This is a genomic window from Phenylobacterium sp. (assembly GCF_041913825.1).
Taxonomy (GTDB): domain Bacteria; phylum Pseudomonadota; class Alphaproteobacteria; order Caulobacterales; family Caulobacteraceae; genus Phenylobacterium.
In genome coordinates, this window is sequence record NZ_JAYSEO010000032.1 from 36,152 (window position 1) to 51,729 (window position 15,578).

Consider the following 15,578-nt stretch of genomic DNA (forward strand, 5'->3'; position numbering starts at 1 on the left):
GCCCGAGGGAGAGGGTAGGGAGGGGGATTTGGCTACTTCCGCACCACCTCGCCGCCCTTCATGACGAAGACGGGCTTCTCGAGGACGGTGACGTCGGCCAGCGGGTCGCCCTGGACGCCGACCAGGTCGCCGAAGGCGCCGGGCTTCACCTGGCCCACGTCCTTCTCCTGGCCGAGCGCCTGGGCGGCGGTGACGGTGGCGGCCTGGATCGCCTGCAGCGGGGTCGCGCCGTAGCGCACCATGACCGCGAGTTGGCGGGCGTTCTGGCCGTGCGGATAGATCCCGGCGTCGGTGCCGAACACGTGCTTCACGCCCGCCTTCAGGCTCTTGCGGAAGTTCTCGCGCTGGACGTCGGCCACCTCGCGGTCCTTGGCGAGGTTGGCTTCCAGCACGCCGTTCTTCTTGCCCTCGGCCTGGGTGTAGTCGGTGTTGAAGATGTCCATGCTGAAGTAGGCGCCGCGCTCCTTCGCGAGCCGGATGCCCTCGTCGTCCACCAGGCTGACGTGCTCGATGGTGTCGACGCCGGCGCGGATGGCGTCCTTGATGCCGGCCGCGCCGTGGGCGTGGGCGGCGACCTTGAGGCCGGCCATGTGCGCCTCGTCCACCACCGCGCGCATCTCCTCGAGGGAGAGCTGCTGGGCGCCGACCGAGGGGCCCCGGGAAAAGACGCCGCCGGTGGCGCAGATCTTGATCACCTGGGCGCCGTACTTCTTGGCGAGGCGGACCTTGGCCCGGGCCTCCTCGGCGCTGTCGATGGTGAAGGGGCTCTTCTCGGCCATGGAGGGCGGGAAGAAGGTCGAGTCGCAATGCCCGCCGGTGGCGCCCAGCGCGTAGGTCGCCGTGACGATCCGGGGGCCCGGGATGTAGCCGCCGTCGATCGCCTCGCGCAGGCCCACGTCGGCGTAGAACTCCGAGCCCACGTTGCGGACGGTGGTGAACCCGGCCTCCACGGTGTCCTTGGCGTGGCGGGTGGCCACCGCCGTCCAGAAGGCGTCGGAATATTCCAGCGAGTTGTAGCCGCCGATCTGGGCCACGCTGGTCAGGTGGACGTGCATGTCGATGAGTCCGGGCAGCAGGGTGACGCCGGGCAGGTCCACCCTGCGCGCGCCGGCCGGCGGCGCATCGGCCTGGCGGCCCACCGAGACGATCCGGCCGTCGGCGATCACCACCATGGGCCTATCGACATAGCGGCCCTGGGCCACGTCCAGCAGCCGGTCGGCGGTGACCGCCACCGTCTCGGCCTGCGCCGCGCCCGCGAGCAAAGTCGCCCCGGCGGCCAGCGCCGCCATTCCGAAGTCCTTACGCACGTCCCATCCCCCGAAAATCACAGGTGCGTTTCCCGCTTAGCACGCCGGGGGCCGCGTGACAGGGGAACCGGCGTCCGCTATCGGACCCCCGCAGTCGATTGCGGACGGAGCAGGCACGGGTGAGCGAGACGAACGGCCAGGGTTGGGCGACGGCCAAGACGCTCGCCGAGGCGCTGCCCTACATCCAGATCTACGACCGCGAGACGGTGGTCATCAAATACGGCGGCCACGCCATGGGCGAGGAGCAGGTGGCCAAGCTGTTCGCCGCCGACGCCGTGCTGCTGAAGATGCTGGGCGTGCACCCGGTGGTGGTGCACGGCGGCGGGCCGCAGATCTCGGCCTGGCTGGCCAAGGCCGGGGTGAAGTCGACCTTCGTGGACGGCCTGCGGGTGACCGACGAGGCGACCATGGAGGTGGCCGAGATGGTCCTCTCCGGCGCGATCAACAAGGAGATCGCCAACTGGATCACCCAGGCGGGCGCCGAGGCCGACGTGCGCGGCGTGGGCCTGTCGGGCAAGGACGCCAAGCTGATCGTCGTCGACAAGGTGACCCGCACGAAGAAGGACCCTGAGTCCGACGAGGAGAAGATGGTCGACCTGGGCTTCGTGGGCGAGCCGAAGAAGGTGGACCCGAAGCTGATCCAGGCCCTGCTCTACGCCGAGGAGGACTACATCCCGGTGGTGGCGCCGATCGGGGTCTCGGACACGGGCGAGACCTACAACATCAACGCCGACACGGTGGCGGGCGCGCTGGCCGGGGCGCTGAACGCCAAGCGCATGCTGCTGCTCACCGACGTGCCGGGGGTGCTGGGCAAGGACGGCGAGCTGATCCGCCAGATGACCGTGGCCGAGGCCCGGGCGGCGATCGCCGACGGCGTGGCCACCGGCGGCATGATCCCGAAGCTCGAGACCGCCATCAACGCGGTGGAGGCCGGCGTCGAGGCGGTGGTCATCCTGGACGGCCGGCGGCCGCACGCCATGCTCGTGGAGCTGTTCACCGAGCACGGCGCGGGCACCCTGATCTGCGAATGAGCGCCGCCGACCCCGTGCGCGCCGACCTGAGGCACGTCGACACCTGGCTGTTCGACCTCGACAACACCCTGTACCCCGCCGAGTGCGGCTTCATGGGCGAGATCGAGCAGCGGATGACGGCCTTCGTGCAGAAGGTCACCGGCCTGCCGCGCGAGGACGCCTACCGGCTGCAGAAGGACTATCTGCGCGAGCACGGCCTGACCCTGCTGGGCTTGATGAAGAACCATGGAGTCGATCCGGCGGAGTTCCACGCCCTGTTCCATGACCTGTCGCTGGAGTGCCTGGCGCACGACCCGGAACTGCTGGCCGGCATCGCCCGGCTGCCGGGACGGCGGCTGATCTTCACGAACGCGGACGACGTGCACGCCGAGCGGGTGCTGGCCAGGCTGGGGCTCGCCGACCTGTTCGAGGACGTCTTCCATATCGGCAGCACCGGCTATCGGCCGAAGCCTGACCCGGCCGCCTTCCAGGCGATGAACGACGCCCACGGCATCGCGCCCGGCCAGGCCGCCTTCTTCGAGGACTCCGAGCGCAACCTGGCGCCCGCCGCCGAGCTCGGCATGACCACCGTCCTGGTCGGCCCGCACGCGCCGGCCTCCGCCGCCCCCTTCGTCCACCACCGCACCGCGAGGCTCGCGCCGTTCCTGGCCGCCGCCCAGGTGAAGGAAGCCGCCTGACATGACCCAAGACCTGAAGCGCATCGTCGAAGCCGCCTGGGAGGCCCGGGACGGGATCAACACCGCCACGCAGGGCGAGGTGCGCGAGGCGGTCCGCGAGACCATCGAGCTGCTCGACGCCGGCAAGCTGCGCGTGGCCGAGCGGGAGGCCGACGGGACCTGGGTCACGCACCAGTGGGCCAAGCAGGCGATCCTGCTGATGTTCCGCCTGACCCCCAACGCCCTGATCGAGGCCGACGCGCCGGGCCCCTACTGGGACAAGGTCCCGCTGAAGTTCACCGGCTGGGACGCCGCGCGCTTCGAGCAGGCCGGCTTCCGCGCGGTGCCGGGCTCCATCGTCCGCAAGGGCGCCTTCATCGGCAAGGGCGTGGTGATGACGCCGTCCTTCGTGAACATCGGCGCCTACGTCGACGAGGGGACCATGGTCGACACCTGGGCCACCGTCGGCTCCTGCGCCCAGATCGGCAAGAACGTGCACCTGTCGGGCGGCGCGGGCATCGGCGGGGTGCTGGAGCCGCTGCAGGCCAATCCGACGATCATCGAGGACAACTGCTTTATCGGCGCCCGCTCCGAGGTGGCCGAGGGCGTCATCGTCCGCGAGGGCAGCGTGCTGTCGATGGGGGTCTACCTGACCTCCACCACGCCGATCGTGAACCGCCGCACCGGAGAGGTGACCACCGGCGAGGTTCCGCCCTACTCCGTGGTGATGTCGGGCTCGCGGCCGAACCCGCACGACCCGAACCTGCCGTCCACCTACTGCGCGGTGATCATGAAGACCGTGGACGAGCGGACCCGGTCGAAGACCTCGATCAACGAGCTGCTCAGGGACTAGGCCTTCGGCGGATACGGCGTCCCGTCGCGGTGGCGGTAGATCTCGTCGGGGCCCACCGTCATGTCCAGGTCGGGGTAGTCGCAACGGTCGGCGTCGGGACGGCGGGAACCCACCTCCAGCAGGATGGCGTCACGGTCGGAGCGGTTCTGCAGATGGTGCCCGTTGGCGACGCCGGCCTTGAAGCCCGCGCAGTCGCCGGCCCGCAGGACCTGCTCGCCCTCGTCCGTCACCAGGACCACCTCGCCCTCGATGATCCAGACGAACTCGTCCTCGTGGGTGTGCCAGTGGCGTTGGGAGGACCAGCCGCCGGGCTTCAGGCGCATGAGGTTCACGCCGAACTGGTCGAGGCCCGCGGCGTCGCCGAGCGCCCGGCGCGAGCGGGCGAGGCACGGCTGGTCATAGGGGGCCGGATAGCCGGAGCCCTCGCGGACCGGCAGGGCCTGGACGTCGATCTTCGGCATGTGCTTCCCCTCGCCTGACGGACCATTCCTAGGTAGAGCCTCAGCATGCCCGCCGCCATCGACGCCGTCGAACTGACCCGCGAACTGATCCGCAAGCCGTCCGTCACCCCGGCCGACGAGGGCGCCATGGACGTGGTGCAGCGGAGTCTTGAGGGGCTGGGCTTCGCCTGCCGGCGCATGCGGTTCGGCGAGATCGAGAACCTCTACGCCCGCTACGGGACCGCGCGGCCGAACCTGTGCTTCGCCGGCCACACCGACGTGGTGCCCGTGGGCGACGCGGGCGCCTGGTCGAAGGACGCCTTCGCCGCCGAGGTGGTGGACGGGGTGCTGATCGGGCGCGGCGCCGTGGACATGAAGAGCGCCATCGCCGCCTTCGCCGCGGCCGCCGCAAAGGCCATCCGGGCCGGCGAGGTGACGGGCTCGCTCTCCTTTCTGATCACCGGCGACGAGGAGGGCGTGGCCCTCGACGGCACGAAGAAGGTGGTCGAGGCGCTGCAGGCGGAGGGCGAAGCCATCGACCACTGCGTGGTCGGCGAGCCCACCAGCGCGGAGTCGTTCGGCGACATGGTCAAGGTCGGCCGGCGCGGCTCGATCAACGCCGAGATCACGGTGGAGGGGATCCAGGGCCACGTGGCCTATCCGCAGCGGGCGGCGAACCCGACGCCGGTGCTGGTGCGGCTGCTCGCCGCCCTGCAGGACCGGGTGCTGGACGAGGGCTATCCGGAGTTCCAGCCGTCGAACCTGGAGGTCACCATGATCGACGTGCCGAACACGGCGACGAACGTGATCCCGGGCGTGGCGCGGGCCCGGCTCAACATCCGCTTCAACCCGAACCACACGGGCCAGGCGCTGGCCGACTGGATCGCGGCGGAGGCGGAGAAGGCCGCGCAGGGGTTCAAGGGCAGGGTGACCGTGGTCCCGCAGATCAGCGGCGAGGCGTTCCTGACCGAGCCCGGGCGGTTCACCGAGGTGGTGTCGGCGGCGGTCGAGGAGGCGGCGGGCCGCGCGCCCGAGCTTTCCACCAGCGGCGGGACCTCCGACGCCCGCTTCATCCGCGCGCTCTGCCCGGTGGTCGAGGTGGGCCTCGTGGGCCGCACCATGCACCAGGTGGACGAACGCGCCCCGGTGGCCGAGATCCGCCAGCTCCAGGCGGTCTACGAGGCGCTGATCCGGCGCTACTTCGCGGCGTTCGGGATCTGAGGCGGCGCTAGTACCCCACCGCCGTCAGGTAGAGGCCGTCGGAGGGCGCCACGGGGCCGCAGGCCTTGCGGTCGCGGGCCTCGAGGGCGGCTTCCAGGTCATCGCGGGTCCAGCGGCCGAGGCCCACCTGGGCGAGGCTGCCGGTCATGGAGCGGACCTGGCGGTGCAGGAAACTGCGCGAGGCGAACTCCAGGTGGACCTCCTCGCCGACGCGGGAGACGCGGGCGAGGTCCAGCGTCTTCATCGGGCTCTTCGCCTGGCAGCCCAGGTCGCGGAAGGTGGTGAAGTCGTGGTGGCCGACGAGCACCTGGGCGGCGTCGTGCATGGCGTCCGCGTCGAGCGGCTTCTTCACGTGCCAGACCCGGCCCTTGTCCAGGGCCGGCGGCCCGACGCGGTTGAGGATGCGGTAGAGGTAGCGCCGCTCCCTGGCCGAGAAGCGGGCGTGCCAGTCGCCTTCGGCCACCTGGGCGTCCAGAACCGAGACCCGCTCCTCCACGAGGTAGGCGTTCAGCGCATTGCGTACGGTCTCGGCCGGCCAGTCCCTGGCGAGGTCGATGTGCACCACCTGGCCGGTGGCGTGGACGCCGGTGTCGGTGCGGCCGGCGGCCTGCAGCCGGAGCGTCTCGCCGGAGAAGGCCTTCACGGCGGCCTCGAGGGCGCCCTGCACGGAGGGCAGGCGCTCCTGGGCCTGGAAGCCGTGGTAGGGCCGGCCGTCGTACTCGATGGTGAGGCGGTAGCGGGGCATCAGGCGAGCTTCGTTCCGGCCGCCACGGGCGTCCCGTTCAGGAAGACCTCCGCCTCCTGCGGGCCGCGGCCCTCGCGCTGGACGCGGAGCAGGCGCACGGCGCCCTCCCCGCAAGCCACCAGCAGGCGGTCGTCGAGCGTGGTCCCGGCCGCCCCGTCCACGTCCTCGAAGGCCGAGAGCAGCACCTTCACCCGCACCGGCCCCTTGTCGGTGGGCAGCTCGAACCAGGCGCCCGGATAGGGGGAGAGGCCGCGGATCTTGCGGTCCACCTCGGCGCCCGCGCGGGTCCAGTCGATCCGGGCCTCCTTGGGGCGGATCTTCCTGGCGTAGGTGACGCCCTCGTCGGCCTGGGGGATCTCCACCGCGCGGCCGGCCTCGATCTCGGGCAGGGTGGCGGCGATCAGCTCGGCGCCGGCGGCGGCCAGGCGGTCGTGCAGGGTGGCGGCCGTGTCCGACGGGCCGATGCGCACGGTGGCGGTGGCGAGCACCGGGCCCTCGTCGAGGCCCTCGGTCATGCGCATGACCTGGACGCCGGTGACCGGATCGCCGGCCATGATCGCCCGCTGGATGGGGGCTGCGCCGCGCCACCTGGGCAGCAGGGAGGCGTGGACGTTGAACGAGCCCAGGCGCGGGGCCTCCAGCACCTCGCGCGGCAGGATCTGGCCGAAGGCGACGACCACGGCCGCGTCAAGGCCGAGCGCGCGGAAGGCCTGGATCTCGGCGGGATCGCGCATGGAGGCGGGCGTCCGCACCGGGATGCCGCGCGCCTCCGCGAAGGCGTGCACCGGCGAGGGCTTCAGCGCCTGGCCCCGGCCGCGCGGGGCCGGCGGCTGGGAATAGACGCAGGCGATCTCGTGGCCGGCGTCGACCAGGGCGGAGAGGGCCGCCACGGAGAAGTCTGGAGTGCCGAGGAAGGCGAGGCGCATGGCCGGGGGCTTTACCCCGTAGGCCTTCTCAAGGGAACTTACCGGCAAGCGGGACCGTTCAGCCGCCGATCCAAGGGAGCCCCTCAAATGCGAACCATCGTGTCCGCCGCCGTCATCGGCTTCGCGCTTGCCCTCGCCGCCTGCAGCCAGGGCGAACAGGACAAGGCCCAGGCCGAGGTCAACGAAGCCGCCTCCGACGTGAAGACCGGCGCGGTGGAGGTGGGGACCGAGATGGAGGCCGGGCTCGACAAGGCCGGCGCCGAGCTGAAGGAGATCGCCAAGGACCCCGACGTGCAGCGGGCCGGCGACGAGGCGGAAGCCGCGCTGAAGCGGCTGGGCACCGCGATCCGCACCGCCGACGACAACGACACGCCGGCGGAAAATGCCGCCGCGGCGGAGAAGAAGTAGCTCCCGGCGGGGAGTAGCGGCCCGGGCGCCTAGGCCGCCTTCACCATCTTGCGGACCTTCTTCACCGCCTGCTCGCGCTTCAGGCGGGAGAGGTGGTCGATGAAGAGGACGCCGTTCAGGTGGTCCATCTCGTGCTGGATGCAGACGGCGTAGAGGCCGTCAGCGTCCTCCTCCACCGTCTCGCCCTGGTAGTTCATGTAGCGCAGGCGCACGCGGGCGGGACGCTCCACCTCGTCGTAGTATTCCGGCACCGACAGGCAGCCCTCCTCGTAGGGGGCGGTGTCGTCCGAGGCCCAGAGGATCTCCGGGTTCACGAAGTAGCGCGGCTGCTTCTCTTCCTCGGGGCGGGCCAGGTCCATGACGATGATCCGCTTGGGCACGCCGATCTGGATGGCGGCCAGGCCGATGCCCGGCGCGGCGTACATGGTCTCGAGCATGTCGTCCATGAGCGCCCGGGTCTCGTCGGTCACCTGATCGACGGGCTCGGAGACCTGCTTCAGGACCGGGTTCGGAACGACGAGGATTTCGCGGATGGCCATGGGCGGGAGGTAGGGTTGCTATTTCCGAGCGTCAAGGTCGGGCATGATACCCTCAGGCGTCCTCGCCCGCCACCAGCCGGACCTGCGGCGCTTGCGCCGGATCGAGCTTCACCAGCGGGCGCACCGAGGCCTCCACCGGCGCGATCTCGGCGATCTCCTTGCCCTGGTGGTCCACCTTCAGATCCTCGAAGCGCTTGGCCTGGGTCAGCACCTGGGTCTCGAGCGAGGCGACCATCTGGTTGTAGCGCTCCACCGCCGCGGTCAGCGCCTTGCCCACCGAGGAGGCGTGACCGCCCATGACGGCGATCCGCTTGTAGAGCTCGCGGCCCAGGTCGGCGATCTTGCGGGCGTTGGCGGCCTGGTCTTCGGCCCGCCAGCCGTAGCTGACCGCCTTGCAGAGCGCGAAGAGGGTCGTCGGCGTGACGATGACCACGCGGCGGTCCATGGCCTCGGTGAGCAGGTCGGGCGCGCGGTCGAGCGCGGCGGCGAGCGCCGAGTCCAGCGGCACGAACATGGCCACGAAGTCGGGCGAGGCGTCGAACTGGTCCCAATAGGCCTTGGCCGAGAGCCCCTGGATGTGGGCGCGCACGCTCTGCACGTGGCGCAGGCCGCAGGCGTCGCGGCCGGCCTCGTCCAGCGCCTCCTGCAGTTCGAGGAAGGCGTTCAGCGAGCACTTGGCGTCGATCACGAACACCCCGCCGCCCGGCAGGCGCACGGTGACGTCGGGCCGGCGGCGGCCCTCCTCCGTGTCGGTGGAGGTCTGCTCGTCGAAGTCGTAGCGGCGCGAGAGGCCGGCGGCCTCGAGCACGTTGCGCAGGGTCTGCTCGCCCCAGCGGCCCTGGACGCCGGCCCCGCGGCGGAGCGCCGCCGACAGCTTGCGGGCCTCGTCCTGGGTGGCGGTGGAGGCGGCGAGGAGCTGGGCGATCTGCTGCTTCAGCCCGCCGGTGTCCTCGGCGCGCTGCTTCTCCACCTGGGCGACCTGCTCCTGGAACTTCTGCAGGGTCTCGGCCACCGGCTTGAGCTGGGCCTCGATCCGGGCCTGGGCGAGTTGCTCGCGGTTGCGGAAGGTCTCCTCCGTCTGCCGGACCAGGGCCTCGGCCACGGCGTTCGCCGACTGGGCGGCCTGGGCCTTCAGGTACTCGGCATGAGCCTCGGCCTGCTCCTCCAGCAGGGCGATGCGCGCCTCGGCGACGGAGGCCCTGACCCGCTCCTTCAGCGCCCAGGCGACGGCGGCGGCGCCGAGCAGCGCGAACAGGATGGCGGCGAGGATGGCGATGTTCATGCTGCGTTCTTAGCGCATGGGGTGAGTCGCGGCCAGTGCGGCGGATCAGGCCGGCCGGCGCGCCCGCATGGCCTGGGCGATGGTGCCGTCGTCGAGCCAGTCGAGCTCGCCGCCCACCGGCACGCCGCGGGCCAGCATGGTGACCGAGACGCCGGCGCCCTCCAGGCGGTCGGCGAGGTAGTGGGCGGTGGTCTGGCCGTCGACCGTGGCCGGCAGGGCCAGGATCACTTCGCGCACGCCCGGATCCGAGGCGCGGCCGACCAGCGGGCCGACCCGCAAGGCGTCCGGGCCGACGCCGTCCAGCGCCGAGAGCAGGCCGCCCAGCACGTGGTAGCGGCCGCGGAAGGCGCCGGCGCGCTCCATGGCCCAGAGCGCCCCCACCTCCTCCACGACGCAGATCAGCGAGGCGTCGCGCTGCGGGTCGGCGCAGATGGCGCAGGGGTCCTGGGTGTCGAGGCTGCCGCAGACCTGGCAGGTCTTCACGCGCTGGCTCGCCTCCGCCAGCGCGTCGGCAAGCGGATTCAGCAACTGCTCGCGCCGCTTGAGCAGGGCCAGCGCCGCACGCCGGGCCGACCGGGGGCCGAGCCCCGGCAGCTTGGCGAGCAGGCCGATCAGCCGCTCGATCTCGGGTCCGGCGGATGCGGCCAAATCAGAACTTCGGCATGCCGGGCAGGCCCATGCCGGCGAGCGGGCCGGCGGCCTCTCGCATCATGTCGGCCTGCTGGGCGTCGAGCTTGCGCTTGGCGTCGGCGTGGGCGGCGACGATCAGGTCGGAGATCACCTCGCCCTCGCCGGGCTGGATCAGGCTCTCGTCGAGGTCGACGCGCGCCAGCTCGCCCGAGCCCTTCAGCGTGACCTTCACCATGCCGCCGCCGGAGGTGCCCTCGACCGACAGCTCGGCCAGGCGAGCCTGGGCGTCGGCGAGCTTCTGCTGCATCGCCTGCGCCTGCTTCATCAGGGCGTTCAGGTCCTTCATGGCCTACTCCTCGTCACTGTCGTCGTCTGGCGGCGGCGCGCCGTCGGCCTGGACCTCGGGCTGCGGCTGGTTGCGGATGGAGACGATCTCGGCGCCCGGGAAGGTCTCCATCACCGAACGCACGAACGGGTCCTGTTCGATCTCGGCGCGCACCTCGCGCTGCTCGCGCTTCTGCTTTTCCCACAGGCTCTCGGCCCCGCCGCCGCCCTGGGCGACGATCAGCCAGCGCTCGCCCGTCCACTCCTTCAGCCGGCCCACCAGCCGCTGGGCCAGGTCGCGCGGCGCGCCGGGCGCCGGCTCATATTCGATAGCGCCGGGGCGGAAGCTGATCGGCCGGACGTAGCGCTCCACGTCGAGCTTCAGCGTGATGTCGCGGCGCTTCTCGATCAGCGCCATCACGTCCTCGAAGGACTGCAGGGTGGGCGCGGGCTCGGCCGCGCGCGTCTGCGGCATGGCCTGGCGGGCGACCGCCGAGGCGGCCCCGCCGCCCCCGCCGCCGGAGGGCTGGGGCGCGCCGCCCCCGCCGCCCGGACCGCCGCCCAGCGGCTCGCCGGCCTGCAGCCGCTTCAGCGCCTCCTCCGGCCCCGGAAGGTCCGCGGCGTAGGCCATGCGTATGATCGCCATGTCCGTGGCGGCCGCGGCGTCCGGCGCGCGGCGCACCTCCTCGTAGGCCTTGAGCAGGAGCTGCCAGAGCCGCGACAGGATGCCGGCCGAAACCGAGGCGCCGATGGCCGCCAGCCTTGCCGCCTGCTCCTTGGGCATCACCAGCGCCTGCGGGCCGATGGCCTTGGCCACCGAGGCGCCGTGGCAGTGGTCCAGCAGGTCCAGCATCACCTGGTCGGGATTGGCCCCGTAGCCGTAGAGCGTGCGGAAGGTCTCGATGGCGGCCCCCGCCTGGCCGCGCATGATCTCCTCGAACAGGCCGATGGTCTGCGCCCGGTCGGCCAGGCCCAGCATGTCGCGGATGCTCTCGGCGGTGACCGTCTGGCCGGGCTCGGCCTGGACGATGGCCTGGTCGAGCATGGACTGGCCGTCGCGCACCGAGCCTTCCGCCGCCCGGGCGATCAGCATCAGCCCCTCGTGCTCGACCCGCGCGCCCTCGTTCTCGCAGATCATCTCGAGGTTCTTGAGCAGGACCTCGGGCTCCACCCGGCGCAGGTCGAAGCGCTGGGTGCGGGACAGGATGGTCACCGGAACCTTGCGGATCTCGGTGGTGGCGAAGATGAACTTGGCGTGGGGCGGCGGCTCCTCCAGCGTCTTCAGGAGGGCGTTGAACGCCCCCGTCGACAGCATGTGGACCTCGTCGATGATGTAGACCTTGTAGCGGGCCTCGACGGGCGCATAGCGCACCCCGTCCAGCAGCTCGCGCATGTCGGCCACGCCCGTGCGGCTGGCGGCGTCGAGCTCGAGGACGTCCATGTGCCGGCCCTCGATGATGGCGCGGCAGTGGCGGCCCTCCTCTCTGAAGTCGAGGGTGGGCTCGTGGATCTCGTCGGTCTCGTAGTTCAGCGCGCGCGCCAGCAGGCGGGCGGTGGTCGTCTTGCCGACCCCGCGGACGCCGGTGAGCATGAAGGCGTGGGCGATCCGGCCGGTGGCGAACGCGTTGCGCAGCGTCCGCACCATGGCCTCCTGGCCGTAGAGGTGCTCGAAGGTGCGCGGCCGGTACTTGCGCGCGATGACGGTGTAGGCGGCGGATTCCCCGGCCGGCGCCGGCTTCGGCGCGTCGCCGAACATGTCGCCCGTGTTCGGGTCACGCTCCGGCGTGTCGGAATCGAGCGTGAAGTCTTCGTCCGCCATACGGCCATCTAACGGGACGCTCCCGCCGCGGCAAAGCGGAAAGCCCCGCAGGCGGGCTGGGACGCGTCAATGAGAAGCGGGGTGAGGTGGAGACCGGACAACGACCCGAAGGGAAACTCGTTGTGGCTGCTGCCTTCCGGCCCTGACCAGGTTGGCGAGGCCTCCGCCCGTCGCCGATCTCCGAGCGCTATATGGCCGCTGGCGGCCGGGCGCGCAACCCGAGCGCACATGACGGCGTCGCGCGGGCGCCGTAAGAACTCACCCCCATGGCCCTCGACGTCTTCCTGAACACCTTCGCCGGCAATCCCCTGGACCGCGCCAGCGACCGGCGCGGCGACGCCGAATGGCTGGCGGCCCAGCTCGCCAGCCCGGACGCGTTGGGCCTGGCCCTGTGGAACGGCAAGCCCTTCGTGGAGACGGCCGAGGGCGGCGGCGTGCAGATCGCCTATCTGCCGCCCCGCGTGGTCAGCGAGCTGGCGGGCGGGCTCGAGAAGCTGCTGTTCATGGGCCGCTGGAAGGATAGCGCCATCTTCGCCGTCGACCTGGGCGGCTCCACCGACCCGGCGGAAGGCGCGCTGCAGGGCCTCGGCCGGTTCGAGGACCTGCGGGCGATCGCCCTGAAGCTGCCAGCCCCCGAGGCCGGGATCCTGGCCACGGCCAAGGCGATGTTCGAGTGGCGTCGGCGGCACGACCACTGCGCCCAGTGCGGCGAGCCCACACGGATCGTGGACGGCGGCTGGAAGCGGCAGTGCCCGGCCTGCGAGAGCGAGCACTTCCCGCGCACCGACCCGGTGGTGATCATGCTGCCCTACCACGGCGAGCGCTGCATGCTGGGCCGGCAGGAGGCCTGGCCGAAGGGCATGTTCTCGGCGCTGGCCGGCTTCCTGGAGCCCGGCGAGAGCATCGAGGAGGCCTGCGCCCGCGAGCTGGAGGAAGAGGCCGGGCTGAAGGCGACGAAGGTCCGCTACCATTCGAGCCAGCCCTGGCCCTATCCGTCGTCGCTGATGATCGGCTTGATCGCCGAGGTGGAGAACGACGAGGCGGCGCCCGACCAGACGGAGCTGTCGGAGGTGCGCTGGTTCACACGCGAAGAGGCCCGCGACCTGCTGGCCGGCCGGCTGGTGGGCCTCGCCGCCCCCGGGGCCATGGCCATCGCCCACCAGCTCATCAAGGCCTGGGTGGAGGAAGGCTGACGCGGAAGCCCTCCTCCCTCCCACGCGAAGCGAGAGGGGACGGGCCGACTACCGCGTCCGGAACGGATCGGCGGGGTAGACCCCCAGGATCTCGAACTTCTCGGAGAAGAACTGCAGCTCCTCGAAGGCGCGGGCGAGGCCGATGTCCTCGGGCCGCCCGTCCACCTCGGCGTAGAAGAAGGTGGCCGCGAAGAAGCCGTTCTCCATGTAGCTCTCGAGCTTCGTCATGTTGACGCCGTTGGTCGCGAAACCGCCCAGCGCCTTGTAGAGCGAGGCCGGCAGGTTGCGGACGCGGAAGACGAAACTGGTCACGCAGGGCGCCGTGAACGGCGGCGGCGGCGGGTTCGCCTCGGCCGTCATCACCAGGAAACGGGTGGTGTTGTTGTGCTCGTCCTCGATGTCGCGGGCGAGGATCTCCAGGCCGTAGATCTCCGCGGCCAGCGCCGGCGACACCGCCGCCTTGGTGCGGTCGGGCCGCTCGGCCAGCAGCTTGGCGGCGCCGGCGGTGTCGCCCGTCGCCTCGGTCTTGAGCTTCATCCGGCGCAGGGCCTTGCGGCACTGGCCAAGCGCGATGGGCATGCTCATCGCCGTCCGGACCTCGTCCAGGGTCACGCCGGGGTTGGCCATGAGCTGGAAGTGGATCGGCTTGAACCGCTCGCCGACGATCTTCAGGCCCGAGGAGGGCAGCAGGTGGTGCACGTCGGCCACCCGCCCCATGATGGAGTTCTCCACCGGGATCATGCCGAGCTCGCAGTGGCCCGACTTCACCGCCTCGAAGGCGTCCTCGAAGCTGGCGTGGGGGACGGGCTCGTAATCGGGAAAGTGCTGCGCGCAGGCCTCGTGGGAGTTGGCGCCGAGCTCGCCCTGGAAGGCGATGCGTCGCTGGCTCATGCGAGGGTCCTTGCGTGGTTGCGGGCGCGGTCGAGGTCGGCGGGATTGTCGACCGAGATCGGCGCGTCGGCGGCGACCGCCGCCCAGAGGGTGAGGCCGAGCTCCATGGCCCGGAGCTGCTCCAGCTTCTCGCGGCGCTCGAGCGGCGACGGCGGGGCGGCGTTGAACGCCTCGAGCGCCGCGCGGCGGTAGCCGTAGATGCCGATGTGCCGCCACACCGGCCCGTCGCCATAGAGGGTGGAGCGGGTGAAGTAGAGGGCGCGGCCCGTGCGGCCGTCCGGCCGCATGGCGAGCACCGCCTTGACCACGTCGGGGTTGCCGCGGTCTTCGGCCGAGCTCTCGGGCGCCACCACGGTGGCGATGTCGCAGGCGGGCTGGTCGACGAGCAGCCCGGCGCAGGCGGCGACCACGGCGGGGTCCACGAACGGCATGTCGCCCTGCAGGTTGATGACCACGTCGTGCGCGCGCCCCGGGTCGAGCTCGGCCAGGGCCGCCAGGATGCGGTCGGAGCCGGAGGGCAGGTCGGGGTCGGTCATCACGGCGCGGCCGCCGGCGGCGCGCACCGCCTCGGCGATCTCCGGATCGCCGGCCGCCACGGCCACCGGACCGACGTCCGCGAGCTCGGCCTGGCGCAGCACGCGGACGATCATCGGGAGACCGCCGATATCCGCCAGGGGCTTCCCCGGCAGGCGGGTCGCGGCCATGCGCGCGGGGATGAGGACGATCGGGTTCATGGCCAAGCAGTGGGCGGTTGCGCCCGCGCCGGTAGCGTGTAAGAGAGCCACGCGCAATAAGGGGCGGGATTCCCGCGCGTTTCGCCGGTGCGCGCGCCGGCCGTCGAGAGGACCTACTTCGGGACTATGAGCGACCTCACGTTCAACAAGGTCGCCGGCGCTGTGCTGGCGACGGGTCTGGCCCTGGTCGGGCTGAAGGAACTCTCCGGCGGCATCTTCGCGCCGCAGGAAGTCGAGAAGCCGGGCTACCTCGTCGAGGTGGCGGCGGAAGAGGGCGGCGGCGCCGCCGCCGCGGACGCGCCGATCGACTGGGGCACCGTGCTGCCGACCGCCGACATCGCCGCCGGCGAGGCGACCTTCAACAAGTGCAAGTCCTGCCACACCATCGACCAGGGCGCCGCGAACGGCACCGGGCCGAACCTGTTCGGCGTGGTCGGCCACAAGCCGGGCACCCACGCGGGCTTCGCCTATTCGCAGGCCATGACCGACCTGGGCGGCAAGATCGGCGTCTGGGACGACGCCCACCTGTCGGAATTCCTGGCCGGCCCGCAGAAGTACCTGCCGGGCACCAAGATGACC

18 protein-coding genes and 1 other RNA gene are annotated in these 15,578 nt (G+C 71.6%); 7 read left to right on the forward strand and 12 right to left on the reverse strand.

What is annotated here, in order from left to right:
• Positions 1-32: 32 nt before the first annotated feature.
• Complete coding sequence (locus tag ACE3Q8_RS20705; protein ID WP_374472502.1) at positions 33-1,289, reverse strand: amidohydrolase family protein; 1,257 nt, start codon at positions 1,287-1,289, stop codon at positions 33-35.
• A gap of 137 nt (positions 1,290-1,426) precedes the next feature.
• On the opposite strand from ACE3Q8_RS20705, the gene argB reads away from it, so the two are divergent.
• Genes argB through dapD form a run of 3 tightly spaced genes read left to right on the forward strand, consistent with a single transcriptional unit; the run spans position 1,427 to position 3,847 of the window.
• A complete protein-coding gene (argB, locus tag ACE3Q8_RS20710; RefSeq protein WP_374472468.1) occupies positions 1,427-2,338 on the forward strand; it encodes an acetylglutamate kinase in 912 nt (303 codons plus the stop codon).
• Positions 2,335-3,015, forward strand: coding sequence for a pyrimidine 5'-nucleotidase (locus ACE3Q8_RS20715; RefSeq protein ID WP_374472470.1), 681 nt, complete (start codon positions 2,335-2,337; stop codon positions 3,013-3,015). The genes argB and ACE3Q8_RS20715 overlap by 4 nt, the downstream gene beginning before the upstream one ends.
• 1 nt (position 3,016) lies before the next feature.
• Positions 3,017-3,847, forward strand: coding sequence for a 2,3,4,5-tetrahydropyridine-2,6-dicarboxylate N-succinyltransferase (gene dapD, locus ACE3Q8_RS20720; RefSeq protein ID WP_374472472.1), 831 nt, complete (start codon positions 3,017-3,019; stop codon positions 3,845-3,847).
• On the opposite strand, the gene ACE3Q8_RS20725 is transcribed toward dapD, so the two are convergent.
• Positions 3,844-4,308 (reverse strand): cupin domain-containing protein, encoded by a 465-nt coding sequence (locus ACE3Q8_RS20725; RefSeq protein ID WP_374472474.1) that lies wholly within the window; start codon positions 4,306-4,308, stop codon positions 3,844-3,846. The two genes, dapD and ACE3Q8_RS20725, sit on opposite strands and share 4 nt — an antisense overlap.
• Before the next feature lie 45 nt (positions 4,309-4,353).
• Here ACE3Q8_RS20725 and dapE point away from each other — a divergent pair, with 45 nt between their 5' ends.
• Positions 4,354-5,508: a succinyl-diaminopimelate desuccinylase gene (gene dapE / locus ACE3Q8_RS20730; protein WP_374472476.1), complete on the forward strand. Its 1,155-nt coding sequence runs from the start codon at positions 4,354-4,356 to the stop codon at positions 5,506-5,508.
• A 7-nt stretch (positions 5,509-5,515) separates the two neighbouring features.
• Here dapE and truA read toward each other — a convergent pair whose 3' ends face one another.
• Entirely contained in the window at positions 5,516-6,253 is a 738-nt protein-coding gene (truA, locus tag ACE3Q8_RS20735) for a tRNA pseudouridine(38-40) synthase TruA (protein ID WP_374472478.1), read from the reverse strand.
• A complete protein-coding gene (gene fmt / locus ACE3Q8_RS20740; RefSeq protein ID WP_374472480.1) occupies positions 6,253-7,179 on the reverse strand; it encodes a methionyl-tRNA formyltransferase in 927 nt (308 codons plus the stop codon). The genes truA and fmt overlap by 1 nt, the downstream gene beginning before the upstream one ends.
• Before the next feature lie 87 nt (positions 7,180-7,266).
• On the opposite strand from fmt, the gene ACE3Q8_RS20745 reads away from it, so the two are divergent.
• Positions 7,267-7,587 carry a hypothetical protein gene (locus ACE3Q8_RS20745; protein ID WP_374472482.1) on the forward strand — a complete coding sequence of 107 codons (321 nt, stop codon included), beginning with the start codon at positions 7,267-7,269 and terminating at the stop codon, positions 7,585-7,587.
• 29 nt (positions 7,588-7,616) lie between these two features.
• Here the strand turns inward: ACE3Q8_RS20745 and def are convergent, their stop codons facing one another.
• The 6 genes from def to ffs form a co-directional block, all read right to left on the reverse strand.
• Complete coding sequence (gene def / locus ACE3Q8_RS20750; RefSeq protein WP_374472484.1) at positions 7,617-8,126, reverse strand: peptide deformylase; 510 nt, start codon at positions 8,124-8,126, stop codon at positions 7,617-7,619.
• A 52-nt stretch (positions 8,127-8,178) separates the two neighbouring features.
• Positions 8,179-9,408 carry a DNA recombination protein RmuC gene (gene rmuC, locus ACE3Q8_RS20755; protein ID WP_374472486.1) on the reverse strand — a complete coding sequence of 410 codons (1,230 nt, stop codon included), beginning with the start codon at positions 9,406-9,408 and terminating at the stop codon, positions 8,179-8,181.
• A 45-nt stretch (positions 9,409-9,453) separates the two neighbouring features.
• Positions 9,454-10,056 carry a recombination mediator RecR gene (gene recR / locus ACE3Q8_RS20760; protein ID WP_374472488.1) on the reverse strand — a complete coding sequence of 201 codons (603 nt, stop codon included), beginning with the start codon at positions 10,054-10,056 and terminating at the stop codon, positions 9,454-9,456.
• A 1-nt stretch (position 10,057) separates the two neighbouring features.
• Entirely contained in the window at positions 10,058-10,384 is a 327-nt protein-coding gene (locus ACE3Q8_RS20765) for a YbaB/EbfC family nucleoid-associated protein (protein WP_374472490.1), read from the reverse strand.
• A 3-nt stretch (positions 10,385-10,387) separates the two neighbouring features.
• Positions 10,388-12,181 carry a DNA polymerase III subunit gamma/tau gene (locus ACE3Q8_RS20770; RefSeq protein ID WP_374472492.1) on the reverse strand — a complete coding sequence of 598 codons (1,794 nt, stop codon included), beginning with the start codon at positions 12,179-12,181 and terminating at the stop codon, positions 10,388-10,390.
• A gap of 84 nt (positions 12,182-12,265) precedes the next feature.
• Positions 12,266-12,364, reverse strand: an RNA gene (ffs, locus tag ACE3Q8_RS20775) — signal recognition particle sRNA small type.
• Between the two features lie 83 nt (positions 12,365-12,447).
• Between ffs and nudC the strand changes: the two genes are divergently transcribed.
• On the forward strand, positions 12,448-13,374 hold the full coding sequence (gene nudC, locus ACE3Q8_RS20780) for an NAD(+) diphosphatase (RefSeq protein ID WP_374472494.1): 927 nt from the start codon (positions 12,448-12,450) through the stop codon (positions 13,372-13,374).
• A 48-nt stretch (positions 13,375-13,422) separates the two neighbouring features.
• On the opposite strand, the gene ACE3Q8_RS20785 is transcribed toward nudC, so the two are convergent.
• Both ACE3Q8_RS20785 and ACE3Q8_RS20790 read right to left on the reverse strand, forming a co-directional pair.
• Complete coding sequence (locus tag ACE3Q8_RS20785; protein WP_374472496.1) at positions 13,423-14,265, reverse strand: prephenate dehydratase; 843 nt, start codon at positions 14,263-14,265, stop codon at positions 13,423-13,425.
• Positions 14,262-14,999, reverse strand: coding sequence for a 3-deoxy-manno-octulosonate cytidylyltransferase (locus ACE3Q8_RS20790; protein WP_374472498.1), 738 nt, complete (start codon positions 14,997-14,999; stop codon positions 14,262-14,264). The genes ACE3Q8_RS20785 and ACE3Q8_RS20790 overlap by 4 nt, the downstream gene beginning before the upstream one ends.
• A 126-nt stretch (positions 15,000-15,125) precedes the next feature.
• On the opposite strand from ACE3Q8_RS20790, the gene ACE3Q8_RS20795 reads away from it, so the two are divergent.
• A partial coding sequence (locus ACE3Q8_RS20795) for a cytochrome c family protein (RefSeq protein ID WP_374472500.1) occupies positions 15,126-15,578 on the forward strand: 453 nt, incomplete at its 3' end.